Source organism: Oryzibacter oryziterrae (assembly GCF_021864535.1).
GTDB classification, from domain to species: Bacteria; Pseudomonadota; Alphaproteobacteria; order Rhizobiales; family Pleomorphomonadaceae; genus Pleomorphomonas; species Pleomorphomonas oryziterrae.
On record NZ_JAKJIC010000010.1, the window covers coordinates 1 to 16,154 of the forward strand.

The window sequence follows — 16,154 nt, forward strand, 5'->3', positions numbered from 1 at the left end:
CACTACACCGGGACGCAGGCTGGCGACGGCGTCGAAGATCGCCGAGAACACCGCGCATCCATGCATGAACGGCGGCTCGCCGACCGCCTTGGACGAGTAGATCGTCTCCTCGCGGTTGCTGTTCTCGAACAGCGTGACGTTGAACTCGGCCGGCACGTCGGAGGCGCAGGGGATCTTGTAGGTGGACGGCGCATGGGTGCGCAGTCGCCCCTTGTCGTCCCAGACGAGCTCTTCGGTGGTCACCCAGCCCATGCCCTGCACGAAGGCGCCTTCGATCTGGCCGATGTCGATGGCCGGATTGAGCGACTTGCCGCAGTCATGCACGATGTCGACCCGGTCAACCCGCATTTCGCCGGTCATGGTGTCGATGGTCACTTCCGTGCAGCAGGCGCCGTAGGCGAAGTAGAGGAAGGGCCGACCCTCGGCCTTGTCGCGGTTCCAGGTGATCTTCGGCGTGGAATAATAGCCGGCCGCCGACAGCTGGATGCGGGCGAGATAGCAGGTCTTGGCCGCCTCGGCGAAGCTCATGGAACTCGAACCGAGCATCACGCGTCCGCCGGCAAAGACGATGCTTTCCACCGGCACGCCCTTCACTTCGGCGAGATGGGCGGCGATGCGGTCCTTGATCTCGCGGCAGGCCACCTGCGCCGCCATGCCGTTGAGGTCGGAGCCCGACGAGGCTGCCGTCGGCGAGGTGTTGGGCACCTTGCCCGTCGTCGTCGCGGTGATGCGGACGCGATCGAGGCCGATGCCGAACTCCTCGGCCACCACCTGCTGCACCTTGACGAAGAGGCCCTGCCCCATCTCGGTGCCGCCGTGGTTGAGATGCACCGAACCGTCGGAATAGACATGCACCAGCGCGCCGGCCTGGTTGAGGTGGATCAGCGTGAAGGAAATGCCGAACTTCACCGGCGTCAGCGCCAGACCCTTGCGCAGGATGCGGTTCTTCGCGTTGAAGGAGCGGACTTCCTGCCGGCGCTTGAAGTAATCCGACTGCTTTTCCAGCTCGGCGATCAGCTCGGGGAGGATGTTGTCCTCCACCTTCTGGCCATAAGGCGTCACGTCGCGGCCGGGGCCGTAGAAGTTCCGCTTGCGCACTTCCAGCGGATCGATGCCGGTGATCACCGCCAGCGTGTCCATGATGCGCTCGGCCGCCATCACGCCTTGCGGGCCACCGAAGCCGCGATAGGCGGTGTTCGACGTCGTGTTGGTCTTGAGCCGCTCCGAGCGGATGTTCACCGACGGATAGAAATAGGCGTTGTCGGCGTGGAACATGGTGCGGTCGTTGACGCCGAGCGACAGGTCGGCGGAGTAGCCGCAGCGGGCGAGGAAATGCAGGTCCGCGCCCATCACCTTGCCGGAGCTGTCATAGGCGATGCGGAAGTTCACCACATCGTCGTGCCGCTTGCCGGTCATCACCATGTCGTCGTCGCGATCGAGGCGGATCTTGCAGGGACGACCGGTCTTCACCGCCGCTAGTGCCGCAAGACAGGCCCACTGCGTCGCCTGGCTTTCCTTGCCGCCGAAACCGCCACCCATGCGCCGCACTTCCGTCGTCACCAGCGCGTCGGGCAGCCCGAGCACCTTGGCGACGATATGCTGCACTTCGGTGGGATGCTGGGTCGAGGTGTAGACATGCATCTCGCCCTGCTCGCCCGGCAAGGCCAGGGCGATCTGTCCTTCGAGGTAGAAATGCTCCTGTCCGCCGACGCGGATCGTGCCCTCGAAATGCCGCTGCGCTTCCGAGAAGGCGCGCGGCAGGTCGCCGCGTCCGAAGCGGTACTCCGGCAGGACGTGACTGTTCTGCGCCTTGGCGTCCAGCACGTCGATGATCGGCGTTTCAGCCTCGCCCTCGAACAGGGCGAGACGGGTGGCCCGGCGCGCCTGCTCGCGCGTCTCCGCCACCACGCAGAACAGCACCTGTCCCCAGAACTCCACCTCGCCGGCCGCCAGCACGGGATCGCCGCCGATGGAGGGCGAGCAGTCGTTGACGCCCGGCACGTCGGCCGCCGTCAGCACGGCAACGACGCCGGGCGCGGCGCGCACGCGGCTCAGGTCGATGTCGCGGATGCGGCCACGCGCCATGTCCGGGCAGAAGCCCGGCGCCAGGTGCAGCGTGCCCACCGGCTCGCGCATGTCGTCGATATAGACCGCCCGGCCGCTGACATGCAGTTCAGCACTGTCGTGGTGGACGGACTTGTGGACGGTAGTGGTCTTGGTTTCGGGCTCGCCGATGGTCTCCGGAGCGTTCATCACACCACCTCCGATTCACGCCGGCCGACGATGCGGGTTCGGCTCGACGGGGCGCCGGCGGTTTCCACCAGCGCCTTGGCGAGCAAGGCCTTGGCGGTCTCCATGCGATAGGCGGCGCTGGCGCGCATGTCGCTGATCGGCGCATAATCCTCGGTCAGGGCCTCGATCGCCGCGCCCCAGCTGGCCGCCTTGGCCGGCTCTGCGCCGATGAGGCGCGCTTCGGCCTGGGCCGCGCGCTTGGGCGTCGCCGCCATGCCGCCGAAGGCAACGCGCGCCTCGGTGATCACCCCGTCCTTCAGTGTGAAGCGGAAGGCGCCCATGACCGCGGAGATGTCGCTGTCGAAGCGCTTGGACACCTTGTAGCAGCGGAACACCTGATCAGGCGCCAGCTTGGGCACCAGAAGGCCGGCGACAAACTCGCCCGGCTGGCGGTCCTGCTTGCCATAACCGATGAAGAAATCCTCGAGCGGGATGGCCCGGCCGTCCTCGCCCTTCACGAGCTCCACCGCCGCGCCAAGCGCGATCAGCGCCGGCGGCGTGTCGCCGATGGGCGAGCCGTTCGCCACATTGCCGCCGATGGTGCCGGCGGATCGCACCTGCCTGGAGCCGATGCGCCGCAGAAGTTCGCCGAGGTCGGGATCGATGGTGGCGATATGCGGCGCCACATCTTCATAGGTCGCGGCGGCGCCGATGATCAGCGCGTCGCCCACGTCCTCCACATGCGACAGGCCCGTCACCTTGCCCACATGGATGAGCTTGGACACAGGCCGGAACTGCTTGGTGATCCACAGGCCCACGTCGGTGCCGCCGGCCACCAGCGTGGCGTCGGGATGCTTCACATAAAGCTGCGCCAGCGCGGCGATGCTGCGCGGGGCGGCAAAGAAGCTCTGGTTGTTGCCGACGAAAACGTCCTGCTTGTCATTGAGGAACTGCAGCAGAGCCAGCGTCGGCCCCATGGCCGTGACGAACTGGTCCTCCGCCGGGCCGGACATCACCGCCGTGGCGGCGTCGACGATCGGGCGGTAACCGGTGCAGCGGCACAGATTGCCGGCCAGTGCATCGGTGATCACCTGCCGCCCCGGCGGCTGATCCCGATCTTCCTCGTGATAGAGCGCGAACAGACTCATCACGATGCCCGGCGTGCAGAAGCCGCATTGCGAGCCATGCGCTTCCACCATGGCCTTCTGCACCGGATGCAGCGTCCCGTCGGCCTGCATCAGGTCGTCGACGGTGATGATTTCGCGGCCGTCCATGGCGCCCAGGAACTGGATGCAGGCGTTGACCGGGCGGTAGCGGATGCGATCGCCCACAAGTTCGCCGACCACAACGGTGCAGGCGCCGCAGTCGCCCTCGTTGCAGCCTTCCTTGGTGCCCTTGGCGCCTTCGCGCAGGCGAAGATAGTCGAGCAGCGTTTCGGTGGGCGAGAAATGATCGATCTCGACGATCCGCCCCTGACGGATGATGCGAATGGAGTCGCGCATGTCTCAGCTCCCGCGATAGGTGGAATAGCTGAACGGCGACAGCAGCAGCGGCACGTGATAGTGCCCCTCGGCATCTGCGATCCCGAAGCGGATCGGGATGATGTCCAGGAACGGCGGCTGCGGCAGCAGGGTGCCCTGCTTGCGCAGATAATCGCCCGCGTGGAATACCAGTTCGAACTGGCCGGTCCGGAACTCATCCCCCGCCAGCAGCGGCTGGTCGACGCGACCATCGGCGTTGGTCGTGGCCGTCTTGAGGAAGATCCGACCGGTTCCATCCGGCAACTCGAAGAGGTCAATGACGAGCCCCGCCGCCGGCTTGCCGAGGGCGGTGTCCAATACATGCGTTGTCAGCCGACCGTGTCCCACGCTACGCTTTCCCTTGCTCGCCTTCGGGCTTCGAGACGGCACCGGCCGCAGGACCGATTGCCTCGCTCGAAGTCGGACGGCGTCCATGGCGACCACTCACGCGCCGCCTTTTTGTGCAATCCCGCGAAATTGGCATGACTCGGGTTGTCTCGCAAAGGCGAAATCGCAAGACACGTGCCGGGTCATCCCCCGTCTTCCATCATATTAAGTGAAATCGCTTATCGCGTCTTGGCCTTTTGCTGACCCGTCTTTTGAAACCGGCTTGGGGCCTTGATCTGAAGTTCGCTGGCGTGCGGCTGATGGCGATGTTCTTGATTCACCGGACGCACAAGGATCGGAGCCATATGCCCAGGCCAGCAGAAGTTCAGATCAGGCTCTTGGCCTCACACGTCGCCGCGCGCCCAGTTGGCCTTGGTCTCCGCCTTGAAGTCCTCGAATCGTCCGGCTTCGATGGCATCGCGGATGCCCTGCATCAGCGACTGGTAATAGGCGACGTTGACCCAGGTGAGCAGCATGGCGCCCAGGGCTTCGCCGGTGCGGACCAGATGGTGGATATAGGCGCGTGAATAGTCGCGGGCCGCCGGGCAGGACGATTCCGGATCGATCGGGCGCGGATCGTCCATGTGGCGGGCGTTCTTGAAGTTGACCTTGCCGAAGCGGGTATAGGCCAGACCGTGGCGTCCGGCGCGGGTCGGCATCACGCAATCGAACTGGTCGATGCCGCGCGCCACGCTCTCGATGATGTCGTCCGGCGTGCCGACGCCCATCAGATAGCGCGGCTTGTCGGTCGGCAGGATCGGGCAGACGGTGTCCAGCATGGCCAGCATCACGTCCTGCGGCTCGCCCACCGCGAGACCGCCGACCGAGTAGCCCTCGAAGGGCATTTCGGTGAGCCGGCTGGCGCTCTCGATGCGCAGGGCCGGCACATCGCCGCCCTGCACGATGCCATAGAGCCCCTGTCCCTTCTGCGGTCCGCCCATGGCCTCGAACTTGGCGCGCGAGCGGGCGGCCCAGCGCAGCGACAGCTGCATGGACGCTTCGATGGTCTTGGCATCGGCGGGAAGCCGCACGCATTCGTCGAGCTGCATCTGAATGTCCGAGCCCAGCAGGCCCTGGATCTCGATGGAGCGCTCCGGCGTCAGCTCATGGCGCGAGCCGTCGATATGGCTCTGGAAGGTGACGCCCTGCTCGGTCATCTTGCGCAGCTGCGCCAGCGACATCACCTGGAAGCCGCCGGAATCGGTCAGGATGGTCTTGTCCCAGGTTGAGAAGGTGTGCAGGCCGCCCAGCGCCGCCACCCGTTCGGCGCCGGGACGCAGCATCAGGTGATAGGTGTTGCCGAGGATCACGTCGGCCCCGGTCGACCGCACGTCGTCCATGAACATGGCCTTCACCGTGCCTTGCGTGCCCACCGGCATGAAGGCCGGCGTGCGCACCACGCCATGCGGCGTCGTGATCTCGCCGCGCCGGGCAGCGCCGTCAGTTGCAAGGAGGCGGAAGGAGAATGGCTGGGACATGGGGGCGTTCGGCTTTCCGTAGACGCATCAACTTCGCGCGTCTCAACTTGTGTTTTCTGTCGTCTTACCCCTCTCTCCAACTCTTCCCCGCAAGGGGGGGGGAGTTGGAGAGAGGGGTACATTCCATTTCAACCGGCTCGCTGCCGGTCACACCTGTTCAGCCGCCGGATATAGCAGCGACGTGTCGCCATAGGAATAGAAGCGATAACCGCTCTCGATCGCCATGGCATAGGCAGCGCGCATGGTCTCCAGCCCGGAGAAGGCCGAGACCAGCATGAACAGCGTCGACTTGGGCAGATGGAAATTGGTCATCAGCAGGTCGACCGCCTTGAAGCGGTAGCCCGGCGTGATGAAGATGTCGGTCGGGCCGGCAAAGGGGCGGATCACCTTGTCGTCGCCGGTGGCGCTTTCCAGCAGCCGCAGCGAGGTCGTTCCCACTGCCACCACCCTGCCCCCACGCGCCCGCACGGCATTGAGCGCTTCGGCGGTTTGAGGGGTTACATAGCCGACTTCCGAATGCATCTTGTGCTCTTCGGTGGTGTCGACCTTCATCGGCAAGAAGGTGCCGGCGCCCACGTGCAGCGTCACGAAGTGGCGGTCGATGCCACGGGCTGCGAGGCGATCAAGAAGATCCGGCGTGAAATGCAGGCCGGCGGTCGGCGCGGCCACGGCGCCGTCCTCGCGGGCGTAGACCGTCTGATAGTCGGCGCGGTCTCGCGCGTCTTCCGGCCGCTTCGCCGCGATATAGGGCGGCAGCGGAATGTGGCCGACGGTGGCGATGGCCTGATCGAGCATCGGCCCGGAAAACTCGAAGGCGAAGGTGATCTCGCCATCCTCGCCCTTCTCGGCCACGGTGGCGTCGAGCTTGTCGGCGTCGCAGGCGGGGTTATCGCTGCCGAAGCGCACGTGGTCCCCGGCCTTCAGCTTCTTGGCGCCCTTGACGAAGGCCTTCCAGCGGTCGTCGGCGACACGCATGTGCAGCGTGGCCGAAAAGCGTGCGGCTTCGGCCCCTTCGCGATGGCGGACACCCTCGAGCTGGGCGGGAATGACGCGCGTGTCGTTGAACACCAGGGCATCGCCGGGCTGCAGCAAGTCCGGCAGGTCGCGCGCCTGAAAATGTTCAAGCTGCCGCCCCGGCCGCACCAGCAGCAGCCGCGAGGCATCCCGCGGTTCGGCGGGGCGCAGGGCGATGTTTTCGGGCGGAAGGTCGAAATCGAAGAGTGAGACGTGCATGGCAAGGCAGATACGGCAAGACAGACCGCCCTGGCAATGCGCTTGTCACCGGTCGTCGATCAATTCGAGGGTGCTTGAACATCCGGTCCCCGGATCGGCACCACCAGCGTCACCAGCGTGAAGCTGATGAACAGCAGCAGGTACCAGGAGCCCATCTTCTGCAGCGATACCAGGTGCCAGACTTCCTGGCCAGGATAGACCCAGGTGCCGGTGAAGGTGCCGACGTTCTCGGCCACCCACATGAAGAAGCTGGTCAGGAAGGCGGCCAGCACCAGCGGCATCCAGTAGACCGAGTGGCCGACCGTGAAATGGATGCGCACCCGTCCATAGACCAGCACCGTGGCGACGAACAGCAGGATGCGGGTGTCATAGGTGAAGTGGTGCAGGAAGAAGTTGAGGTAGATGGCCGTGGCCAGCAGGAAGGTCCAAAGCGGCGCCGGGAAGCGCGCAAAGCGCATGTCGAAGACGCGGATCACGCGCGCCATGTAGCTGCCGACGCTGCCATACATGAAGCCGGAAAACAGCGGAACGCCGGCGATCTGGACGATACTGGCCTCCGGATAGGCCCATGATCCCACATGGACCTTGAAGACCTCCATGAGCGTGCCCACCACATGATAGACGAAGATGACCTTCACTTCCTCCAGCGTTTCCAGGCGGAAGACAAGCATGGCCGCCTGGATCAGGATGGCCGCTGCAAACAGGGCGTCGTAGCGGTGCACGGGCCAGTCGGGTGACCACAGGTATTTCGTCGTGATCAGCAGCCCGAGCATGGCCCCGCCGAACAGGCAGGCCCAGGCCTGCTTCAATCCGAACAGCACAAAGGCCGCCAGCGGCCCGGGCAAGCGGTTCAGCGCGAGATGAATGGCGACGCGGAGCGGCTCGAGGAACGGGCCGGTGGCGTGTTGAAAGGGCAAAGGAACTTCCGTCAATCCATCAATGAAAACCGCGCCGAAGGTGTCCCCTCGGCGCGGCAAGAATACGGTCCGGATCGGACGGAAATCAGGCGGCGTCGGCCGCAACCTTGATCGACACGATCTTGTCGGGATCGCGCACGGGCTCGCCGCGCTTGATCTTGTCGACGTTTTCCATGCCTTCGATCACCTTGCCCCAGACGGTATACTGCTTGTCGAGGAAGCGGGCGTCATCGAAGACGATGAAGAACTGCGAGTTGGCCGAGTTCGGGTTCATGGCGCGGGCCATGGAGCAGATGCCGCGCACATGCGGCTCGGCGTTGAACTCCTGCTTCAGGTCCGGGTACTTCGAACCGCCGGTGCCGGTGCCGTGCGGGCAGCCGGTCTGGGCCATGAAGCCCTCGATCACGCGGTGGAAGACGATGCCGTCATAGAAGCCTTCGCGGACCAGCTTCTTGATGTGGGCCACGTGGTTGGGCGCCAGGTCGGGGCGCATTTCGATGACGACGGCACCCTTGGTGGTTTCCATGAGCAGGGTGTTTTCGGGATCCTTGATATCGGCCACGCGGGGCCTCCTTTCGTGTTGCAAAGCGTTGAAATCAGTTGGGATCAGAGGCGAGACGCATCTTGACGATCTTGTCCGGGTTGGCCGGCGGCTCGCCGCGTTCGATCTGGTCGATGATGTCCATGCCTTCGGTGACCTGACCCCAGATGGTATACTGGTGGTCGAGGAAGCCGCCGTCGGCGAACATGATGAAGAACTGCGAATTGGCGCTGTTCGGATCCTCGGCGCGAGCCATGCCCACGGTGCCGCGGCCGAAATGGGCGCCGGAGAATTCGGCGGGAATGTCAGGCAGATCGGAACCGCCCATGCCGGTACCGGTGGGGTCGCCCGTCTGGGCCATGAAGCCGTCGATGACGCGATGGAAGATGATGCCGTCGTAGAAGTGCTTGGCGACCAGGGCCTTGATCTGCGCCACATGCTTGGGCGCCAGTTCCGGACGCAGGGCGATCTTCACCGTGCCCTTCGTGGTCTGCATGATCAGGATGTCCTCGGGATTGGCCGCGCGCGCGGCGCCAAGGGGCCCGACCAGCATGGTGGCGGCGGCGATCGCCGCGATGAAAGTCCTACGGATCAAGATCAAATCTCCATCTAGTCTGTCTGTCGGGCGTCTCAGGTCGACGCGTAAAGCAACCGCAGTCGGTCGGCGACCGCAGGCGGAACGAAAGCGCTCACGTCGCCACCCATCGCCGCAATCTGCCGCACGAAAGTGGAGGTGATGTGGCCAAGGCCCGGTCGCGTCAGAAACAGCACGGTGTCGACCTCCGGCGCAAGCGCGCCGTTCATGCCGGACATCTGCGCTTCATAGTCGAAATCGGTGACGTTGCGCAGCCCCCGTACGATCACCTGTGCGCCTACCTTGCGGGCCGCGTCAACGATCAGCCCGTCATAGACGGTGGTCTCGATGCGGCAGCCGGTTTCGGCGGCGATCGGTGTGGTGAGTTCGGCGAGCATGGCAAGACGGTCGTCGGCGGAGAACAGCGGCTTCTTGGCGTGGTGCACGCCGAGCGCCACCACCAGCCGGTCAAAGCTGCGCGCCGCGCGAGCGATCACGTCCTGATGGCCGAAGGTGGGCGGATCGAAGGATCCGGAGTAGAGCGCTGTTTTCATGGGCATCTGAAATACCTTGTTCGGACGGCGCCGACAACGGGAGAAAACGTCCCGTAATCTTCATTCGACAGCCACCGCACGGATGCGGGATGCTTATCAACCTTTCGTTAATCTTGGTGCAATTCAAACTAAAATGGATGAACTGCATTAAGGTTTGAGTAACCGCCAGCCCCGACACTCGCAGTCAGGGGCGATCGAACAATAGGAGGGCGGCCCGACATGACGAAGCTGGTTCCTTCAAAAATAAGCAAGATCGTCCTCGTTCTGGCGGGACTCGGGATTGCGGCACTTTCGGTCGGCGCAACGACGCCTGACTATCCCGACACCGGCAAAGGCGACCAGATCGCCACCCACCAGAACTGCGAGCAGACCGTCGTCGATCAGATCCGCGTTTGCGTTTCAGAGGCCAAAGGAAGCGCAGGCGTGACCGTGATCACCGTTGCACCGGGCCTGACGATTGTCGACTGATCAAGACTGAGCTACCCCAGGCACAAAAAGGGCGCCGGACAGAATGTCCCGGCGCCCTCTTTATTTGTTGCGCGATTCGCGTGAAAGCCGAAGGGCTTGGCCCTTCGGCACCTTGCGTCAGCGTCAGCCTTCGCTGCCCTCGCCCTCGGCTTCGCCGATGTCGGTGATATGCTCCACCGACACCACCTTTTCGCCTTCGGCGGTGTGGAAGATGCGCACGCCCTTGGAGGCGCGGGAGACGATGCGGATCTGGCCGACCGGCACGCGGATCAGCTGGCCGCCATCCGAGACCAGCATGATCTGATCGGCCGGCTGCACCGGGAAGGCCGCGATCAGCTTGCCGATCTCGTCGAGCTTGCTCTGGTCGGTCGCCTTGATGCCCTTGCCGCCGCGGCCCGAGGTGCGGAACTCGTAGGTCGAGGACCGCTTGCCGTAGCCGAGCTGGTTGACCGTCAGGACGAACTGCTGCGCGGCCTTCATGGCCTCATAGCGCGCATCGTCGAGCTCGACCGAGCCATTGGCCTCGCCGTCTTCAGCCTCGTCGACAGCCACCTCTTCGATGTCCGCTTCCTCGCCGGTGAGCGCGCGCTGTTCGGCGGCCCAACGCTTCTGGAAGGCGGTGCGCTCGGCGGGGCTGGCGTCGAAATGATGCACGATGGTCATCGAGATCAACTGATCGCCCTCGCCCAGCGAGATGCCGCGCACGCCGGTGGAGTCGCGGCCCTTGAAGACGCGCACGTCGTCCACGGGGAAACGGATGCACTGGCCGAGCGCCGACACCAGCAGGAAGTCATCCTGTTCGGTGCAAGTCTCGACGCCGACGATGCCGTCCGCCTCGTCGTCGAACTTCATGGCGATCTTGCCGTTGCGGTTCACCTGGGTGAAGTCGCTCAGCTTGTTGCGGCGCACCGTGCCGAAGCGGGTGGCGAACACCACGTCCAGCTCGGCCCAGCTCGTTTCGTCCTCCGGCAGCGCCAGGATGGAGGTGATGCGTTCGCCGTCCTGCAGCGGCAGGATGTTCTTGATGAACTTGCCGCGCGACTGCGGATTGCCGAGCGGCAGCCGCCAGACCTTGAGCTTGTAGGCGATGCCGCGCGAGGAGAAGAACAGCACCGGCGTATGGGTATTGGCGATGAACAACCGCGTGACGAAATCCTCGTCCTTGGTCGCCATGCCCGAACGACCCTTGCCGCCGCGGTTCTGCGCCCGGTAGAGCGACAGCGGCACGCGCTTGATGTAGCCCTCGTGGCTCACGGTCACGACCATGTCCTCGCGGGCGATCAGGTCCTCGTCTTCCATGTCGGCGTCGGATTCGGTGATCTCCGTCCGGCGCGGCGTGGCATAGGCGGTCTTGATGTCGGTGAGTTCGGTGCGGATGATGTCCAGCACGCGCTCGCGCGAGCCCAGGATATCCAGATATTCCCGGATCTCGTCGGCCAGCTTGTTCAGCTCGTCGGCGATTTCGTCGCGACCGAGAGCCGTCAGGCGCTGCAGGCGCAGGTCGAGAATGGCGCGGGCCTGCTCTTCCGACAGATTGTAGGTGCCGTCCTCGTTGACCGTGTGGCGCGGATCGTCGATGAGGCGGATCAGCGCCTCGACGTCCTTGGCCGGCCAGCGGCGGGTCATCAGGCTTTCGCGCGCCGACGCCGGGTCGGGCGCGTTGCGGATGACGGCGATCACTTCGTCGATGTTGGCGACGGCGATGGCCAGACCCACCAACACATGCGCACGATCGCGCGCCTTGCCCAGCAGGAAGCGGGTGCGCCGCGTCACCACCGTCTCGCGGAAGGCGACGAAGGCCGTCAGCACGTCCTTGAGGTTCATCAGCTGCGGCCGGCCGCCGTTCAGCGCCACCATGTTGACGCCGAAGGAGGTCTGCAGCTGGCTGAAGCGGTAGAGCTGGTTCAGCACCACGTCGGCCACGGCGTCGCGCTTGAGCTCGACCACCACGCGGATGCCGTCGCGCGAGGACTCGTCACGCAGGTCGGAGATGCCTTCGATGCGCTTCTCGCGTACCAGTTCGGCGATCTTCTCGACCATGGTCGACTTGTTGATCTGATAGGGGATCTCGGTGATGATGATCGCTTCGCGATCCTTGCGGATCTGCTCGATGTTCACCCGTCCGCGCATGATCACCGAGCCGCGCCCGGTCATGAAGGCCTGGCGGATGCCCGAGCGACCAAGGATCAGGCCGCCGGTCGGGAAATCCGGACCGGGGATCACCTCCATCAGCTCTTCGATGTCGATTTCGGGATTGTCGATTACCTTCAGCGTGGCGTCGACCACCTCGCCGAGATTGTGCGAGGGAATGTTGGTCGCCATGCCGACCGCGATGCCACCGGCACCGTTGACCAGCAGGTTCGGGAACTTGGCCGGCAGCACCATCGGTTCCTGCTCGGAACCGTCATAGTTGGCCTGGAAGTCGACCGTGTCCTTGTCGAGATCGTCGGTCAGGCTGGACGAGACGCGCTCGAGGCGCACCTCGGTGTAACGCATGGCCGCCGCGCTGTCGCCGTCGATCGAGCCGAAGTTGCCCTGCCCGTCTACCAGCGGCAAGCGCATGGAGAAAGGCTGCGCCATGCGCACCAGCGCGTCATAGATCGACTGGTCACCGTGCGGGTGGTACTTACCGATCACGTCACCGACCACGCGGGCCGACTTGCGATAGGGCTTGTTCCACTCGTAGCTGTTTTCGTGCATCGAGTAGAGAATGCGCCGATGCACAGGCTTCAGGCCGTCGCGAACGTCGGGCAGCGCGCGGCTCACGATCACGCTCATGGCGTAATCGAGATAGCTGCGCTTCATCTCCTCGATGATCGATACGGGCTTGATGTCGGTAGGCGGTTCACCGCCCGGAGTCTTGATTTCGTCAGCCAAGGGACTTCGATTTCCTGATTCGACAGATACCTAGTGTTCTAGCCGATTTCGCCCCCATAGGCCACGTCCGGCATGGGGTATCAACAGCCATCACGGCGCGGAAAATCGCCGAAAACACAGGACTATAGCACAATAGCAGCGATATCGCGGCAAATGGTGCATGCCGGGCATTCATGCATTCTGCATATGTTTGCCCGATCTGCCGATCAACCCTGAAAATTGGCGATGAACTGCCGGAAGCGATCGGATGACGAGGCGGTGAACAGTTCCTGCGGCGATCCGTCGGCTTCCACCCGCCCCTGGTGCAGGAACAGGACGCGGTTGGACACGTTGCGGGCAAAGCCCATTTCGTGGGTCACCACCAGCATGGTCCGCCCTTCCTCGGCGAGCGCGCGCATCACCTTCAGCACCTCGCCCACCAGTTCGGGATCGAGGGCCGAGGTCGGTTCGTCGAACAGCAGCGCCTTGGGCCGCATGGCCAGGGAACGGGCAATGGCGGCGCGCTGCTGCTGGCCGCCGGAGAGATGCGAGGGATAGAAATTGCGCTTGTCGGCAATGCCGACCTTGTCGAGCAGCGCCTCGGCCTCCTCGATGCATTCGGCGCGGTTGCGTTTCAGAACGTGGACCGGCCCTTCGATCAGGTTCTGCAGGATGGTCATGTGGCTCCAGAGGTTGAAGCTCTGGAACACCATCGCCAGTTCCGACCGGATGCGGTCCACCTGCCGGCGATCGCCCGGCTCCAGCCGTCCGTCGCGGCGGCGCCTCAGCTTGACGTCCTCGCCCGCCACCGTGATCTCGCCTTCATCCGGCGTTTCAAGCAGGTTGATGCAGCGCAGGAAGGTGCTCTTGCCCGAGCCGGACGCGCCCAGGATGGAGATCACGTCGCCCTCGTGGGCGTCGAGCGAGATGCCCTTCAGCACTTCGATCGGACCGAAGGACTTGTGGATGTTGCGGACGGAAAGCGCGAGCGGCGGAAGATCCGACATTGAAGTCCGTTCGTGTCAGGTTGAGGCCGGCGCGGGGCGGCCCCGCAGATGCGGCGAGAGAAGATATTCGACATAGCCGAGCAGGCGGATGATCACGAAGTTGATCACCAGATAGATCAGGGCCGCCACCAGGAAGATCTCCATGGTGCGATAGGTCTGGGCGTTGATCTTCTGGGCCGTTCCGGTGATCTCCCACACGGACACCAGGCTGGCGAGCGAGGTGGTCTTCACCATCAGCACGATCTCGGTGGAATAGGCAGGCAGGGCCTGTCTCAGCGCGATCGGCGCGATGATCCGGCGCAGCAGCAGGAAGCCGGACATGCCGCAGGCGCGGGCCGCCTCGATCTCGCGTGCCGGCACCGCCTGCAAGCCGCCGCGGATCACCTCGGCCTGATAGGCGGCCGTGCACATGGCCAGCGCCATGATGGCGCAGAACAGCGCGTCGCGCAGCAGCGGCCAGGCAAAGCTCTGGCGCACCGCTGGAAACTGTCCGAGCCCGTAGTAGATCAGGAACATCTGGATCAGCAGCGGCGAGCCGCGGAACACGAAGACATAGGCGCGCGAAATGGCCGCCAGCACCGGATTACCGCTGACGCGCATCGCCGTCAGGCCCGTCGCGATCACCGCGCCGATGGCCACAGAGGAGACGAACAGGATCAGCGTCATCGGCAGCGCCGCGATCAGCTTCAGGAAGGTATCGGTGAGGAAGGCGATATCCATGTGCTTGGCCCTCCTCAAGCCCGGCCGATCGAGCCGCGGAAGCTCTTGGCCACCCGCCGTTCAAAGAAGCCGAGAACGCGATCCGACAGTGTGGTCAGCACGAGATAGAGCACCCCGCCGACGATGAAGAACAGGAAGAATTGCTTGGTCGAGCCGGCGGAGGTCTGCGACACGCGCATGATCTCGGCAAGGCCGGTCACCGACACCAGCGCCGAGTCCTTGAGGCTCAGCTGCCAGACATTGCCGAGGCCTGGCAGCGAGAAGCGCATCACCTGGGGAATGATGATGCGGCGGAAGCGCAGCATCTTCGACATGCCGATGGAGCGGGCCGCGTCCAGTTCGCCCGGCAGGATGGCGAGATAGGCGCCGCGGAACACTTCCGCCTGATAGGATCCGCAGATGATGCCGACGGCGAGAGCACCGGCGATGAAGGACGGCAGGCCGAGAAAGCCTTCCGAGCCCAGCCAGCCGCCGATGGCGGTCACGGCCTGCGAGCCGCCGAAATAGACGAGATAGATCACCAGCAGTTCGGGCACGCCGCGGAACACCGTCGTATAGGCGTCCCCTGCGATCCGGCCGATGCGGGACTGGGAAAGCTTGCCCCAGGCGACCAGGGCGCCGAAGATGGCTCCCACGACCATGGCGGCCAGCGTCACGCCAAGCGTCATCAGGGCCGCGTAGATCAACAGCACGCCTCGGCCATGTTCGCCGAAGCCGATATAGTCGATCCAGGTCATGCAGGGTCTCCGGCAAGCGGCACGGCCGGGGTTACCAGCCGTGCCAGCAGGGCGTCAGATCAGGGCGAGACGTCGGCCTTGAACCACTTCAGCGCCAGCGTCTTGACGGTGCCGTCAGCGATGGCGGCCTTGATGGCCTCGTCGAGCAGCGCCTTCAGTTCCGGATCGGTCTTGCGGATGCCGAGGCCCATGCCCTCGCCCCAGACCTTGCCGCCGATGCTCGGGCCGGACAGGGTCAGCGTGGCATTGTCGGCGCTTTCGAAGGCGGCGTTGAAATAGGTCTCGTCGTCGAAGCCGACGTCGATGCGACCGGCGGCGAGATCGAGGTCGCGCTCGGCCGAGGTCTTGTATTCCTGGATCGTCGCCACGTCCTTGAAGTTGTCATAGAGGAAGTTGGCGAAGGTGGTGGCGGTCTGCACGCCGATGGTCTTGCCGGCGAGCGCCTTGCGCAGCGGCTCAAGGGCGGCGGGATCGGCCTTGGAGCTGTCGAGCTTGATCACCGTGCCGGTGCCCGGCAGCTTGTCGAAGCCGCCATCCTTGACGGCGGCGAAGATGGCCGGCGTCGCCGCATAGGGAACGGTGAAGTCGATGACCTGCTTGCGCTCGTCGGTGATCGAGACGGCGTCCATCATCACGTCATACTTGCCGGCGTTGAGCGCGGTGATCATGCCGTCCCAATCGAGGGCGATCAGCTTGCATTCCACCTTGGCGAGCTCGCACAGGTGCTTGGCCAGTTCCGGCTCGAAGCCGCCGAGCGTGCCGTCGGCATTGGTGAGGTTCCACGGTGCATAGCCGCCTTCCATGGCGATGGTGACCGTCTTCCACTCCTTGGCGGCAGCGGGCGTCACGATCGCTGCCAGCGACAGGGCACCGGCAAAAAAGATCTGGCTCAACTTCATGGCAAGTCCTTCCGTTCCTCAGGCTCGGTCG

General features: G+C 64.5%; 15 protein-coding genes. 1 reads left to right on the forward strand and 14 read right to left on the reverse strand.

Annotation, left to right across the window (positions count from 1 at the left end; translation table 11 throughout):
• The 9 genes from xdhB to coaD form a co-directional block, all read right to left on the reverse strand.
• On the reverse strand, positions 1-2,253 hold a 2,253-nt coding region (gene xdhB, locus L2I41_RS11920), incomplete at its 3' end, for a xanthine dehydrogenase molybdopterin binding subunit (RefSeq protein ID WP_237153792.1).
• Positions 2,253-3,734, reverse strand: a complete 1,482-nt coding sequence (xdhA, locus tag L2I41_RS11925; protein ID WP_237153793.1) for a xanthine dehydrogenase small subunit — start codon at positions 3,732-3,734, stop codon at positions 2,253-2,255. The genes xdhA and xdhB, both read right to left, overlap by 1 nt.
• Before the next feature lie 3 nt (positions 3,735-3,737).
• On the reverse strand, positions 3,738-4,100 hold the full coding sequence (gene uraH / locus L2I41_RS11930; protein WP_390634148.1) for a hydroxyisourate hydrolase: 363 nt from the start codon (positions 4,098-4,100) through the stop codon (positions 3,738-3,740).
• Positions 4,101-4,483: 383 nt separating this feature from the next.
• The gene (gene tgt / locus L2I41_RS11935; protein ID WP_237153794.1) at positions 4,484-5,617 is read right to left on the reverse strand and encodes a tRNA guanosine(34) transglycosylase Tgt; all 1,134 of its coding nucleotides are present in this window, start codon (positions 5,615-5,617) and stop codon (positions 4,484-4,486) included.
• Positions 5,618-5,764: 147 nt separating this feature from the next.
• Positions 5,765-6,850 carry a tRNA preQ1(34) S-adenosylmethionine ribosyltransferase-isomerase QueA gene (gene queA / locus L2I41_RS11940; RefSeq protein ID WP_237153795.1) on the reverse strand — a complete coding sequence of 362 codons (1,086 nt, stop codon included), beginning with the start codon at positions 6,848-6,850 and terminating at the stop codon, positions 5,765-5,767.
• 59 nt (positions 6,851-6,909) lie between these two features.
• A complete protein-coding gene (locus L2I41_RS11945; protein WP_237153796.1) occupies positions 6,910-7,767 on the reverse strand; it encodes a DUF817 domain-containing protein in 858 nt (285 codons plus the stop codon).
• A gap of 85 nt (positions 7,768-7,852) precedes the next feature.
• On the reverse strand, positions 7,853-8,293 hold the full coding sequence (locus L2I41_RS11950; RefSeq protein ID WP_390634179.1) for a peptidylprolyl isomerase: 441 nt from the start codon (positions 8,291-8,293) through the stop codon (positions 7,853-7,855).
• Between the two features lie 70 nt (positions 8,294-8,363).
• Positions 8,364-8,861, reverse strand: a complete 498-nt coding sequence (locus L2I41_RS11955; protein WP_237153939.1) for a peptidylprolyl isomerase — start codon at positions 8,859-8,861, stop codon at positions 8,364-8,366.
• 77 nt (positions 8,862-8,938) lie between these two features.
• Positions 8,939-9,442 (reverse strand): pantetheine-phosphate adenylyltransferase, encoded by a 504-nt coding sequence (gene coaD, locus L2I41_RS11960; RefSeq protein ID WP_237153797.1) that lies wholly within the window; start codon positions 9,440-9,442, stop codon positions 8,939-8,941.
• 213 nt (positions 9,443-9,655) lie between these two features.
• On the opposite strand from coaD, the gene L2I41_RS11965 reads away from it, so the two are divergent.
• Positions 9,656-9,904, forward strand: a complete 249-nt coding sequence (locus tag L2I41_RS11965) for a hypothetical protein (RefSeq protein ID WP_237153798.1) — start codon at positions 9,656-9,658, stop codon at positions 9,902-9,904.
• 123 nt (positions 9,905-10,027) lie between these two features.
• On the opposite strand, the gene gyrA is transcribed toward L2I41_RS11965, so the two are convergent.
• The 5 genes from gyrA to L2I41_RS11990 form a co-directional block, all read right to left on the reverse strand.
• Complete coding sequence (gene gyrA, locus L2I41_RS11970) at positions 10,028-12,781, reverse strand: DNA gyrase subunit A (RefSeq protein WP_390634150.1); 2,754 nt, start codon at positions 12,779-12,781, stop codon at positions 10,028-10,030.
• 206 nt (positions 12,782-12,987) lie between these two features.
• Positions 12,988-13,767: an ABC transporter ATP-binding protein gene (locus L2I41_RS11975; RefSeq protein ID WP_237153799.1), complete on the reverse strand. Its 780-nt coding sequence runs from the start codon at positions 13,765-13,767 to the stop codon at positions 12,988-12,990.
• 15 nt (positions 13,768-13,782) lie between these two features.
• Positions 13,783-14,487, reverse strand: a complete 705-nt coding sequence (locus L2I41_RS11980) for an ABC transporter permease (protein ID WP_237153800.1) — start codon at positions 14,485-14,487, stop codon at positions 13,783-13,785.
• Between the two features lie 14 nt (positions 14,488-14,501).
• Entirely contained in the window at positions 14,502-15,224 is a 723-nt protein-coding gene (locus L2I41_RS11985; RefSeq protein WP_237153801.1) for an ABC transporter permease, read from the reverse strand.
• Positions 15,225-15,283: 59 nt separating this feature from the next.
• Positions 15,284-16,123, reverse strand: coding sequence for a transporter substrate-binding domain-containing protein (locus L2I41_RS11990; protein WP_237153802.1), 840 nt, complete (start codon positions 16,121-16,123; stop codon positions 15,284-15,286).
• Positions 16,124-16,154 lie beyond the last annotated feature (31 nt).